The 12,999-nt window shown below is 72.6% G+C and carries 7 protein-coding genes; 4 read left to right on the forward strand and 3 right to left on the reverse strand.

Translation table 11 applies throughout. The annotated features are described in order from the left end of the window. Positions 1-151: 151 nt before the first annotated feature. On the forward strand, positions 152-1,687 hold the full coding sequence (locus BN12_RS15670; protein ID WP_048553916.1) for a helix-turn-helix domain-containing protein: 1,536 nt from the start codon (positions 152-154) through the stop codon (positions 1,685-1,687). 1,315 nt (positions 1,688-3,002) lie between these two features. Beyond that, positions 3,003-3,770, forward strand: coding sequence for a 3-hydroxybutyrate dehydrogenase (locus BN12_RS15685; protein WP_048553922.1), 768 nt, complete (start codon positions 3,003-3,005; stop codon positions 3,768-3,770). A gap of 108 nt (positions 3,771-3,878) precedes the next feature. Here the strand turns inward: BN12_RS15685 and BN12_RS15690 are convergent, their stop codons facing one another. Then, the gene (locus BN12_RS15690) at positions 3,879-4,889 is read right to left on the reverse strand and encodes an EamA family transporter (protein WP_083454692.1); all 1,011 of its coding nucleotides are present in this window, start codon (positions 4,887-4,889) and stop codon (positions 3,879-3,881) included. Positions 4,890-4,958: 69 nt separating this feature from the next. Here BN12_RS15690 and pdxR point away from each other — a divergent pair, with 69 nt between their 5' ends. Beyond that, a complete protein-coding gene (pdxR, locus tag BN12_RS15695) occupies positions 4,959-6,425 on the forward strand; it encodes a MocR-like pyridoxine biosynthesis transcription factor PdxR (protein ID WP_048553924.1) in 1,467 nt (488 codons plus the stop codon). Positions 6,426-6,556: 131 nt separating this feature from the next. On the opposite strand, the gene BN12_RS15700 is transcribed toward pdxR, so the two are convergent. Then, a complete protein-coding gene (locus BN12_RS15700) occupies positions 6,557-7,141 on the reverse strand; it encodes an MOSC domain-containing protein (protein ID WP_048553927.1) in 585 nt (194 codons plus the stop codon). Then, complete coding sequence (gene dxs, locus BN12_RS15705) at positions 7,138-9,018, reverse strand: 1-deoxy-D-xylulose-5-phosphate synthase (RefSeq protein WP_048553929.1); 1,881 nt, start codon at positions 9,016-9,018, stop codon at positions 7,138-7,140. Before dxs ends, BN12_RS15700 begins: the two co-directional genes overlap by 4 nt. 695 nt (positions 9,019-9,713) lie before the next feature. Between dxs and BN12_RS15710 the strand changes: the two genes are divergently transcribed. Then, a partial coding sequence (locus BN12_RS15710) for a hypothetical protein (RefSeq protein ID WP_048553931.1) occupies positions 9,714-12,999 on the forward strand: 3,286 nt, incomplete at its 3' end.

Raw genomic sequence — 12,999 nt, forward strand, 5'->3', positions numbered from 1 at the left:
GTGGGCGCTCGGAGAGAGGCCGAGAAGGCGCCATGGACGGTCAGCAGCAATCCGGCATACAGGATGTTCCGGGCTACGGAACCGACCGCGACACGCCCGGGTCGCACCTCGCGATGTGGCAATAACTCATATATGAGTTATTGTCGTCGCCGTGACTGCTGACACCTATCTCACCCGGATCGGCACCCTCATCCGCGACGCGCGTCGCCACAAGGACATGACGCAGAACGACCTGGCGGAGCTCCTCGGGACCAGCCAGGGAGCCATCGGCCGCATCGAGCAGGGCAAGCAGAACCTCAGCCTGGAGATGCTCGCCCGCATCGGCGAGGCGCTCGACAGCGAGTTCGTCCAGGTCGGGAGCAGCCGGCCGCAGAACCTGCGCATCGAGGGCGGCAAGCAGCTGTCCGGCGCCATCGACGTCAAGACGAGCAAGAACGCCGCCGTCGCCCTCCTGTGCGCGTCGCTCCTCAACAAGGGCCGCACGACGCTGCGCAACCTCGCCCGCATCGAGGAGGTCAACCGGATCCTCGAGGTCCTCACCTCGATCGGGGTCCGGACCCGCTGGCTGCCCGACAGCAACGACCTCGAGATCGTCCCGCCGGCCCGGCTCAACCTCGCGGCGATGGACGAGGAGGCCGCCCGCCGGACGCGGACCGTCATCATGTTCCTCGGGCCGTTGCTCCACGAGTTCGACGAGTTCCAGCTGCCGTATGCCGGAGGCTGCGACCTCGGATCCCGCACCGTCGAGCCGCATCTGGCCGCCCTCAAGGCGTTCGGGCTCGGGGTCCACGCGACGCACGGCTTCTACGAGTGCAACGTCTCGATGGGGGTCGTCCCGAGCCGGCCGATCATCCTCACCGAGCGTGGCGACACCGTCACCGAGAACGTCCTCCTCGCCGCGGCCCGCCACGAGGGCGAGACGGTCATCCGCAACGCCTCCCCCAACTACATGGTCCAGGACCTGTGCTTCTTCCTCCAGGAGCTCGGTGTCGAGATCGACGGCATCGGGACGACGACGCTCACCGTCCGCGGCCGCCGGCACATCGACGTCGACGTGACGTACTCACCGTCGGAGGACCCCATCGAGGCGATGAGCCTGCTCGCCGCCGCCGTCGTCACCGACTCCTCGATCACCATCCAGCGGGTCCCGATCGAGTTCCTCGAGATCGAGCTCGCGACGCTCGAGGGCATGGGGATGAAGTACGAGATCTCCGAGGAGTACTTCTCCAAGAACGGCCGCACCCGTCTCGTCGACCTCACGACGATCCCCGGCCCGCTCGTCGCGCCGATCGACAAGATCCACCCGATGCCGTTCCCCGGTCTCAACATCGACAACCTCCCGTTCTTCGCGCTCATCGCCGCGAAGGCCGAGGGCACGACGATGATCCACGACTGGGTCTACGAGAACCGCGCGATCTACCTCACCGACCTCACGAAGCTCGGCGCCAAGGTCCAGCTCCTCGACCCGCACCGGGTCATCGTCGAGGGCCCGACGCCCAAGTGGCGGGCCGCCGAGGTGATGTGCCCGCCGGCGCTGCGCCCCGCGGTCGTCGTCCTCCTCGGCATGCTCGCCGCGCCGGGCACGTCGATCCTGCGCAACATCTACGTCATCAACCGCGGCTACCAGGACCTCGCCGAGCGCCTCGGCGCCCTCGGCGCGACGATCGAGGTCTTCCGCGACATCTGAGCCCGGGTCTGCGCTCTTCGGGCGACCTATGGACTCGCTCGGCGTATGCCGGCCGCTCCTGGCATGTCCGTCGGTCACCCACCGCCGCGCCGTCCTCTCTCGCGGTGCGGGGACTCCCTACGTGCGTCGCCCTCGTCGACGCACTGCGCTCAGGTGTTCGTGTCCGCGCCCGTTCGGCTCGAGACCTTGTGGGGAAGCTGACCAGAGCTATAGCGCAAACTGGCTTCCCCACAAGCGTCCGACCCCGTCGTTCGCGCTGGGCCTGAGGCGGACAAACTCGGCACGTGCGGGGTTGTCGTGGTCACGCAGCCTCCCGGGCGACATCAACTCGGCACGTGCGGGCTTGTCGTGGCCACGCCGCACCCCCGACGACATCAACTCGGCACGTGCGGGCTTGTCGTGGTCACGCAGCCTCCCGGACGACATCAGGTCGGCACGTGCAGGCCCCTCGTCGCACCCGTGCCTGGATAGGCCCAACTGGGCGAATGTTGGGGTCGCGCCCGTTCGGCTCGAGTCCTTGTGGGGAAGGTAGCCAGAGCTATAGCGCAAACTAGCTTCCCCACAAGCGTCCGACCCCGTCGTTCGCGGTTGGCTTGAGGCGGACGAGCTCGGCACGTGCGGGCTTGTCGTGGTCACGGGGCGACATCACCTCGGCACGTGCGGGCTTGTCGTGGTCGCGCAGCCTCCCGGGCGACATCAGGTCGGCACGTGCGGGCTTGTCGCGGTCACGCAGCCTCCCGGACGACATCGGGTCGGCACGTGCAGGCCCCTCGTCGCACCCGTGCCCGGGTGGGCCCAGCTGGGCGGATGTTGGGGTCGCGCCCGTTCGGCTCGAGTCCTTGTGGGGAAGCTGACCAGAGCTATAGCGCAAACTGGCTTCCCCACAAGCGTCCGACCCCGTCGTTCGCGGTGGGCCTGAGGCGGACGAGCTCGGCACGTGCGGGCTTGTCGTGGTCACGGGGCGTTCCGGGCGACATCACCTCGGCACGTGCGGGCTTGTCGTGGTCACGGGGCGTTCCGGACGACATCACCTCGGCACGTGCGGGGTTGTCGTGGTCGCGGGGCGTCCCGGGCGACATCACCTCGGCACGTGCGGGCTTGTCGTGGTCACGGGGCGTTCCGGACGACATCAACTCGGCACGTGCGGGCTTGTCGTGGTCTGGCAGCGTCCCGGAGCGTGGGGTGGGCCAGCGCGAGGGCTGGTTACCGAACCGTAGGTGGGGTGCACATCCCGACGGCTCAGCAACCGTTTCGGCAGCGCGACCGCGGGCGACCGGCGGCGCCGGTTCGCAGCGTCCGTGTCTACGATCCGAGCATGGACGCCATCGACCTCGCCCCTCGACTCGACGGCCGGACCGCACTCGTCACGGGAGCGGCGAGCGGCATCGGGCTGGCCTGCGCGACGATGCTCGCAACCTTGGGCGCCACCGTCCTCGCCGTCGACATCGACGAGGACGGGCTGCGTGACCTCGCAGACCGGCATGCAGGCATCGAGCCCTGCGTCTGCGACCTGACGGACGTCGCCGCCATCGAGGCGCTCCCGCGCGAGGTCGACATCCTCGTCAACAACGCGGGCGTCCAGCACGTGAGCCCCATCGAGGAGTTCCCGCCGGAGGTGTTCGACCGGATCCTGCGGCTCACGCTCCATGCGCCGTTCCACCTCGTCCGGGCCTGCCTCCCCCACATGTATGCGACGGGCTGGGGCCGCGTCGTCAACATCTCCAGCGTCCACGGGCTCCGCGCGAGCGAGTACAAGTCCGCCTACGTCGCGGCGAAGCACGGGCTCGAGGGGCTGTCGAAGGTCATCGCGCTCGAGGGCGCGCCGCACGGCGTGACGAGCAACTGCATCAACCCGTCCTACGTGCGAACTCCGTTGGTGGAGAAGCAGATCGCCGACCAGGCACGGACGCACGGCGTGGCGCAGGACGAGGTCGTGGAGGGGATCATGCTCGCGCCCGCCGCGGTCAAGCGCCTCGTCGAGCCGGCGGAGGTCGCGGCCCTCGTCGCCTTCCTGTGCGGGCCCGCGTCGGCCTCGGTGACCGGCGCGTCATACCTCATGGACGGAGGCTGGAGCGCCCACTGAGAAGACACGGCAGCACGGGCCTCGGACCACGAGCCTCCCCGCAACAGCAGGCGCGAGGCCGCCCCGCAACGAACAGGCCCGAGCCTCTCCACGAACGGCAGACACCACTCACCGACGGCCGAGGCCGACGGCGAGGCCCACCGCGACGACGAGCACACCGAGCCAGACGGTGAGCGCCGGGACGGGTCCGCCGACGACGACACCTCCGACGGTCGCGGCGATCGGAGCGATGCCCGTGAGGAGCCCGGCTCGACCGGCTCCGACACGCTGGACGCATCCGTACCAGAGGACGAAGGCGACGGCCGTGACGGCGACCGCGAGATAGACCGTCGCGAGGAGCGCCCGCCCGGGCAGGTCGGTGACGGCCCCCGCCCCCTCGGTGACGACCCCGAGCACCGCGAAGGCACCGGCGGCCATCCACGTCGTGTGGACCGACACCCCGTAGGGGCCGAGGGTCCGCAGGACCGGCACGGCGAAGAGCGTGAAGCCGGCCTCGCCGGCGAACACGACGGCGGCCCACGCCAAGCCTGCCGCGTCGGTGTGGCCGAAGCCCTCCACCATCGCGGCGCCGACCGTGACGAGGGCCGCGGCACCGAGCAGCCGCCCGGCCGGCCGCTGTCCATCGAGGAGCGGTCCGCCGAGGGCGAGGAGGAGCGGCACGCAGGCGATCGCGACGCCGAGCACGGCCGGCTCGGCGTGCTCGACCCCATGGACGAGGGCGACGTTGAACACGACGAGGCCCGCACCCGCGACCGCCGCGAGCCAGAGCCACTCGACCCCGTGGGGCAGACGAACGCGCCGGCCCGACAGGCGAGCCGCACCGACGAGGAGCCCCGCGGCCATCGCATACCGGAGTCCTTGAGCGGTGAACAGCGGTGCGGTGACGAGGGAGGAGGACGCGACGATGCTGCTGCCGACGAGCACCATCGCGCCGACGCCGCCCAGGGTGTCCCACACGGAGACGCCGGGCCCAGCCCTCTCGGCCGGCGGTGGCGAGGGGGCCGGCGCCGACACCCCGTCCGGCGCGGCCGGTCCCACCGCGGCGTCGACGCTCGCTGGGACTCCCGCCGTCGGGGCGGGGGCGTCCGGTTGTTGTCGCGGCGGTGTCACGTATGCCATGGTGGCTCGTCATATGGTCCTCGTGTCGGACCATTTCGGCGGTGAGAAGGAGGACCAATCGTGCCGCGTATGCCGGAGTCGGGCCGTCCGGGACGCGGCCGCCTCCGAGCGGGCGCGCCGGGCTCGGACTTCCTCCAGCTCGACGCGAGCAGCGCGCCGCCCCGTGGCGTGACGGACTGGCTCGTCGCGGAGCTCCGGTCAGCCGTGCTCGACGGGCGCCTGCCGCACGGTGCCCGCCTGCCGCCGACCCGGGTCCTCGCCGCCGAGATCGGGACGTCACGGGGAGTCGTCGTCGAGGCATACCAGCGCCTTCGTGAGGAGGGCATGGTGTCGACGCGCGTCGGCTCCGGCACCGTGATCTCCGCCCCGTCCCGGCTGCCCGCGGCGGCCGCCGGTGTCGCGGTCGGACGGGAGGCTGGGCGGCCGGCCCACGATGACCGGCGAGGCGGCGCACGGCCGGCGATCGACCTGTCACCGGGCACTCCGGATGCCGCGTCCTTCCCCCGCGCGGTCTGGTTGCGCCACGAGCGGGCCGTCCTCGACCACGCCTCGACGGCCGACCTCGGCTACGGCGACCCGCAGGGGCATCCGGTGCTCCGCGGTGAGCTGGCCGGCTGGCTGGCCCGCACGAGGGGCCTGCGCGTCGGCCCGGACGACATCCTCGTCGTCACCGGCGTCGCCCAGTCGCTCGCCCTCCTCGGCCAGGTCCTCCGGAGTCGTGACCGGTGCACCCTCGCCGTGGAGGACCCTGGCTCCAGGGGAGCGCGGGACGAGCTGGTCCACTGGGGGATGCGGTGCGTCGGCATCCCTGTCGACGAGCGGGGGCTGCGGGTCGATCGACTCGCCGCGACCGACGCCGACGCGGTCCTCGTGACGCCCGCTCACCAGTTCCCGACCGGCGTGCTCCTCCACCCCGAGCGGCGGCACGCCCTGCTCGACTGGGCGGCCGCGCCGGAGCGGCTGGTCATCGAGGACGACTACGACGCCGAGCTGAGGTACGACCGCTCGCCCGTCCCCGCCGTCCAGTCCGCGTCGCCCGACCGCGTCGCTCACACCGGCAGCGTCTCCAAGACCCTCATGCCCGGCATCCGGCTCGGCTGGCTCGTCGCCCCCCGCGGTTGGAGACACGAGCTTGCCGCGGCCAAGGACGCGAGCGACCACGGGAGCCCCGCCATCTCGCAGCTCGTCCTGGCCCGGCTCATCGCCTCGGGGGATCTCGACGGTCACGTGCGCCGGAGCCGGCTGCGCAACCGCCAACGCCGCGACGCGCTCGTCACGGCGATCCATGAGGAGCTGCCGACAGCCCGGATCGGTGGGATCGCCGCGGGGCTCCACGTGCTCATCACCTTCCCGGGCAGCGCGCTGGACGACGTCCGGCTCGCCGAGCGAAGCCGGGAGTCCGGGCTCATCGTCCATCCGTTGTCCTGGCACCGGATCGCACCCGGGGAGCCCGGCCTCGTCCTCGGGTACGGAGGCCATCCGCCGCAGCAGCTGCGCCGGGCCGTCGCTCGGCTGCGGGCCGCCGTCGGAGGGTAGGACCCTGGCCCACCCGAGCGTGGTACCGCGGGATGAGCCGATGAGGCGGCGTCCGGAGGCTGACCTGGCCGGCGCGGCGATCCGGGTGGCCGCGGCGGCTAGGGGCGTCTGCTCCCTTCCCGCGAGAGAGGTCAGACCGGCCGGAGCGGGCTCGCCGGGCCGGCCGGGAGCGACACCTCGATCCGGTCCCCGGCACGCACCGGGCCGCCTCGGTCGACGACGGCCATGACGCCCGCGAGACGCACGAGCTCGCCGTCCGGTCCGGGGAAGACGAGCCGCTTCATGAGCCCGGCGCCGAGCTGGTTGAGCTGGGCGCACGGGTTGCGCAGCCCGGTGATCCGCACCACCGCATCGGATCCGATCCGCAGCACGGTCCCCGTCGGGAGGTCGAGCAGCGCGATGCCCTCGGTCGTGAGGTTCTCCCCCATGGCCCCGGAGGGGACGGCATACCCCTGCAGGGACAGCTCGTCGAGCAGCTCCCGGTGGACGAGGTGGACCTGGCGCAGGTTCGGGGCGGTCGGGTCCTGTCGGACGCGCGACAGGTGCTGGACCGTCCGGCCGTTGTGCGCATCGCCGTCGACACCGAGCCCGGCGACGAGGACGATCTCGTCGACGACCGGCTTGCTGAAGGAATGCGACGCGGACCGGCATACCGCGACCACCCGGCCCGGCGCGACCGACTGGTCGTTGACGACGAGCGACGCGGGCTCGGTCACCGGTGGGTTCCCGCGAGGTCGGCGAGCGTCGCCGTCGCGATCGCGTCGGCCGTCAGGCCGATCTGCTCGAACAGCTGCGCCCGCGACGCGTGGTCGAGGAACTCCTTGGGTATGCCGTGCAGCCGGACCGGCGTGTCGACCCCGGCCGCCGCGAGCGCCTCGCGGATCTGGGTGCCGACGCCGTTCGCGACGCCGTTGTCCTCGACGACGACGACGCGCCCGGCCGACCGGGCCAGCTCGACGAGGTCGTCGCTCACCGGGAGGGACCACACGGGGTCGACGACCCGCACCGAGTGCCCGCCCGTCTCGACCTTCTCGGCGGCGCCGAGGACGGCCGGCGCGAGCGCACCGACGGAGACGAAGAGGACGTCGACGGGCTCCATCGTCGTCTCGGCGAGGACGTCGACGCCGCCGACCCGGCGGAAGGTCTCGATGGGCGGCGCCGTCGCGCCCTTGGGGAAGCGGATGACCGACGGGCCGTCGGCGATGTCGACGGCCGCCCGCAGGGCCAGCGGGACCTGGGCGCTGTCGCGGGGGGCGGCGAGCCGGAGCCCAGGCACCATGGCGGCGATGCTCATGTCCCACATACCGTGGTGGGAGGCGCCGTCGGGCCCGGTGATCCCGGCGCGGTCGAGGACGAAGGTCACGCCCGCGCGGTGGAGCGCGCAGTCCATGAGGAGCTGGTCGAACGCCCGGTTGAGGAAGGTCGCGTAGATGGCGACGATCGGGTGCATCCCCGCATACGCGAGACCGGCGGCCATCGTCGTCGCGTGCTGCTCGGCGATGCCGACGTCGAAGGTGCGCCGGGGGTATGCGTCGGCGAACGGCTGGAGCCCGACGGGCATCATCATCGCCGCTGTGATGGCGACGACGTCGCGCCGCTCCGCGCCGATCCGCACGAGCTCGTCGCTGAACTCGTCGGTCCAGCTGCGCCCGGCGATCTCCAGCGGCAGGCCGGTCTCGGGATTGATGACGCCGATGCCGTGGAACTGGTCGGCGGCGTCGTTCACGGCGGGCTCGTAGCCGCGACCCTTCTGGGTGAGGACGTGGACGAGGACGGGTCCGCCGAAGGCCCGGGCCCGCCGCAGCGCCGCCTCGACGGCCTGCTCGTCGTGGCCGTCGACGGGGCCGAGGTACTTGATGCCGAGGTCCTCGAACATGCCCTGCGGCGCGACGATGTCCTTCAGGCCCTTCTTCACGCCGTGGAGGGCCTCGTACATCGCACCGCCGACGACAGGGGTCCGGTTGAGCCGCGTCTTCCCCCACTCGAGGAAGCGCTCGTACCCTCTCGTCGTCCGCAGCGTCGCGAGGTGGTCGGCGAGGCCCCCGCGTGTCGGGGCATACGACCGCTCGTTGTCGTTGACGACGACGACGAGCGGCAGGTCCTTGTCGGCCGCGATGTTGTTGAGCGCCTCCCACGCCATGCCGCCGGTCAGCGCCCCGTCGCCGATGACGGCGACCGTGTAGCGGCTGCGCTCCCCCGCGACCACCCTCCCGTTGGCGATGCCGTATGCCCAGGAGAGGGCGGTCGAGGCGTGCGAGTTCTCGACGACGTCGTGCGGGGACTCGCGGCGGCTCGGGTAGCCGGAGACGCCGCCCTTCCCCCGCAGCCCCGTGAAGTCGTGACGACCGGTCAGGAGCTTGTGGACGTACGACTGGTGGCCGGTGTCGAAGACGATCGTGTCGCGGGGGCTCTCGAAGACCCGGTGGAGCGCGAGCGTCAGCTCGACGACGCCGAGGTTGGGTCCGAGGTGCCCGCCGGTCCGGGACACCGACTCGACGAGGAACTCCCGGATCTCCGCCGCGAGGGCCGGCAGCTCCGCGGCGGGCAGTGCCCGCAGATCCTCGGGGCCGTGGATCCGGGACAGAACCGTCATGCCCGCGAGTCTAGGTGAGGAGGCCGAGGAGCGGCGGCTCCTCGTGGGCCGCGCCGCCGGATCCGAGGGTGACCCAGGGCGTCCTCGATCGTGGCGAGTGGCTGCGCGGCAGGTGTGAGCTTTCCGTGGTCGGACTCGCCACGTCCAGGGACCACGACAACCCCGCACGTGCCGAGCTGATGTCGCCCCGGACGCCCCGCCACCACGACAACCCCGCACGTGCCGAGCTGATGTCGCCCCAGACGCCCCGCGACCACGACAACCTCGCACGTGCCGACTTGATGTCGTCCGGGACGCTGCGTGACCACGACAACCCCGCACGTGCCGACCTGATGTCGCCCCGAACGCCCCACGACCACGACAACCCCGCACGCGCCGAGCTGATGTCGCCCGAGACGCCCCCGCGACCACGACAACCCCGCACGTGCCGAGTTGATGTCGTCCCGGACGCCGCGCCACCACGACAACCCCGGACGTGCCGACCTGACGTCGCCCGAGACGCCCCCGAGACCGCGACAAGCCCGCACGTGCCGAGCTGATGTCGCCTGGAACACCGTCCGAGATGTCCGGCATCGGGGTATCAGACGGTATGCGCGCGTCCTCCTCTTCCGTGACGGTCGGGCCCAGCGGGGCCCGGCCGGACCAACCGGAAGGGGCCGGGGGACATGGGTGGTCGGAGGACGGCACAGCGTTGGGTGCCGAGGGCCTGGTTCGCCTGCTTCGTCCTCGGCACGGCGTCCGTCGCGTTCGTCGCGGGGCTGTGGACCTACCTCGCCCACGCTCCGGCGCTGCGGCATCCTGGCCTCGGACTCGACGCTCCCGGTGCGTGGCACGGACAGGACCCGGCGGCCGTCCTCGAGGCGGTGCGGTGGAACTACGCGTTCGTCGTCGGCTACGGCCTCGCCCTCCTTCTCGCGACGCAGAGCGCCCGCTGGACCTTCTGGACCCCGAAGGCCGGCGCCGTCGCGCGACTGGGACGCTGCGCGACCTGGGCGACGGTCGCGATGGCCGTCGGCGAGAACCTCGCCATCACGGCCGCCGCGCACCGAGACGTCCCGCAGGCCTCACGATGGGCGGCGACCGCGGCGGTCCTCGCGACGGTCAAGTGGGCCTCGCTCGTGCCCGCCGTCGGCGTGGCCATCCTCGGCGCACTCGTCACCCTGACCCGTCTCGCCCGAGCGTTCGGTCGCGGCGCGCGAAGCACGATGCAGACCGTGACGCGGCACGACACGACGCAGACGATGACCAGCCATGACACGGCGCAGAACGCACCACACCATGACCTTCAGCCGACGAGGCGTCGGCTGTGGCTCGAACCGGACGCGCTCGTCGTCCCCATCCCGCGAGAGCGCCCGGCCGCCGAGAGCCATCGGGGAGATGGGTCCCGGCTCCTCGGCCTGCCCGGTGTGCGGCGGGTCCGCGATGCCCTCCTCATGCCGTGCCCCTCGGTGCCCGACCCCGACACCGGTCCGGAGCGACCCGCCCCGCTCCCCCCGGGGGTGCCGGCCGAGGAGCAGCGGTGGGCACGGGCATACAACGTCCCTTCCATCACGGCCGAGGAACTGAGGGACTCCGACCGCGAGGCGACGGGCTTCTGCCTGTCCGGAGGGGGCATCCGGTCGGCGAGCCTGGCCCTCGGTGCGCTGGAGTCGCTGCGGAGCCGGCTCCTCGGCGCCCGGTACCTCGTGTCGATCTCGGGAGGCGGCTACACGGCCGGCGCCCTGGCCCAGCTGCTCACGGCAGCGACGGACCCCCGGGAGGACGCGGCTCACCAGGACGCGGCGGGTCGAGCCCGGCGCTCCGGCGACGACGAGGGCGACCGCGCCGAGGGTCCGAGCGAGCGACCGGTCCGCGACGCGACGCACGCCTATACCGCGGGCACCGTGGAGCTCGACCACCTCCGCCGGCACTCCTCCTACATCGGGTCGACGACTCCGCAGACCCTCCTCGCCCTCGGGGTCCTGGCGCGCGGAATGGTCGCGACGCTCATGCTCGTCTTCCTGCCCGCCGTCGTTCTCGGGGTGGGCGCCGCGTGGTACCTCCACGCCGTGCCCGTCGTCACCCTCCCGACGTTCGGTACGGCCGCCGTGCCGGGCCACGGGTCCGGACGGATCCCCCTGCCCGTCTGGCTGGCCCTCGCGACCTGCTGGGCCACCGCCCTGCTCCTCTGGCTCGCCGAGATCGGCCTGGCGGGCGGGCGGCACACCGCCTCCACGGACGACGCCCATCGCTCGGGGGCCGCACGCGCTGCCGCCACCGCACGTGCTGCGGTCGAGTGTGCGGCGGCCGAGCGCGCGCGGCGGGGCGCCGCCTTCGCCGCTCATGTCGGTCTCATCCTCGTCGTCGTCACCGTCGGCGTCTTCGGCGCGGCCCGCTTCGCCGTGTGGCTCGGCGATCACGTCGACCACGGGGCGCGGTTCGGGGTCGGGACGTCCGTCGGTGCCGTCCTTCTGACGTATGCGGCGGGGCTCGCCTCCATCGCGTGGCGCCGGCGCGGGACGATCCGCGGCGCGGTGTCCGCCGTCCGGGGCGCCACCACTCGGCGCAGGGTCGCCATCCCGCAAGGGCTGCTGCAGATGCTGCTCGTCGCCCTGAGCCTCGCCGTCCTCGCGGTGGCCTGGGTGCTGCTCTTCGGGGTGAGTGCCGTGTGGTCGGCGACGAGCCTCCTCGGGGCGAACGGCGACCGGAAGGCGACCCTTCTCGTCGCTGGCGCGTCCGCCGGGGTCGTCGCCCTCCTCGGCGGGTTCTTCGACGAGACGTCCCTGTCGCTCCACCCGTTCTACCGCCACCGCCTCGCCTCCGCGTTCGCGACGAGGGTCGTCGCGCGGGGCGCGGGGCCACAGGCGGTCCACCTCGCCGTCCCCTACGGACCGCACGAGGTCACGACGCTGTCGGACTACGGCCGGGTCGGCGACGACGTCGGGCCCTTCCCGGAGTTCGTCTTCGCCTGCACGGCCAACCTCACCGGGGAGGACCGGACGCCTCCGGGCTTCACCGCGGCCTCCTTCACGATGGGCGCCGACTGGATCGGAGGCCCGGACGTCGGGTGGGTACGGACCGAGGCGCTGGAAGGTCTGGCACCGCGGCGGCTGTGCCGCGACCTCACGGTCCAGGGCGCCGTCGCCCTCTCGGCGGCCGCCATCGCGAGCTCCATGGGCCGGATGTCGCGGTGGTACCAGGTGCTCCTCGCCCTGACGGGCGCACGCCTGGGGGCATGGCTGCCGAACCCGGCGTTCGTCACGGCCCTGCGGGCGGCCCGCCCCAACGGCGTCGTCGAGGACTGGACCGTCCCCCGGCTGCCGGGTGTCCGCCGGATGACCTACCTGCTCCGCGAGCTGTTCAACATCCACCCGGCGACGGAGCGGCTCCTCCACATCACCGACGGCGGCCACTACGAGAACCTCGGCATCGTCGAGGCCCTGCGCCGCCGGTGCACGACGATCTACTGCGTCGACGGCGGCGGCGACCTCCCACCGACCGCCCGAGGGCTCGCCGAGGCCATCGCCCTCGCCCGCAGCGAGCTCGGGGTGACGATCGAGCTCGACGACGCCCTGGCCGCGGAGCCCGGGACGGGACATCTCGCCGAGGCGACGCCCGGGCTCGCTCCGCTGGCGTCGCTCCTCGCCGACACGCCGGTCATCACCGGCACGATCACCTACCCCGCCGCCTCCGGGCTGCCGCCCGAGCGGCGCCAGGGCCGCCTCGTCGTCGGCCGGGCCCTCCTGTGGTCAGGGCTGCCCTACTCACTCCTCTCGTATGCCGTCGGCTCGCCGGCCTTCCCCCACGACTCGACGAGCGATCAGTGGTTCTCCGACGACCAGTTCACCGCCTACACCGAGCTCGGACGCCACGTCGGGTCCGCCATGGCCCGGGCCGACGTCGCCGTGCCCGTGTCCGCCGACGCATCCCCGGCCGCGACCGCCGCGACGTCACCACGGCCGGTCGACGCCGAGGAGCCCGAGCCACCGGCGGCCCTCGCCG

Source organism: Nostocoides japonicum T1-X7, assembly GCF_001046855.1.
GTDB lineage: Bacteria > Actinomycetota > Actinomycetes > Actinomycetales > Dermatophilaceae > Nostocoides > Nostocoides japonicum.

Bases quoted from the DNA above. Each gene is read 5' to 3' on its own strand.
- BN12_RS15685 (WP_048553922.1), top strand. From the start codon at position 3,003: ATGGACGCCATCGACCTCGCCCCTCGACTCGACGGCCGGACCGCACTC.
- BN12_RS15690 (WP_083454692.1), bottom strand. From the start codon at position 4,889: ATGGCATACGTGACACCGCCGCGACAACAACCGGACGCCCCCGCCCCG.
- pdxR (WP_048553924.1), top strand. From the start codon at position 4,959: ATGCCGGAGTCGGGCCGTCCGGGACGCGGCCGCCTCCGAGCGGGCGCG.
- dxs (WP_048553929.1), bottom strand. From the start codon at position 9,018: ATGACGGTTCTGTCCCGGATCCACGGCCCCGAGGATCTGCGGGCACTG.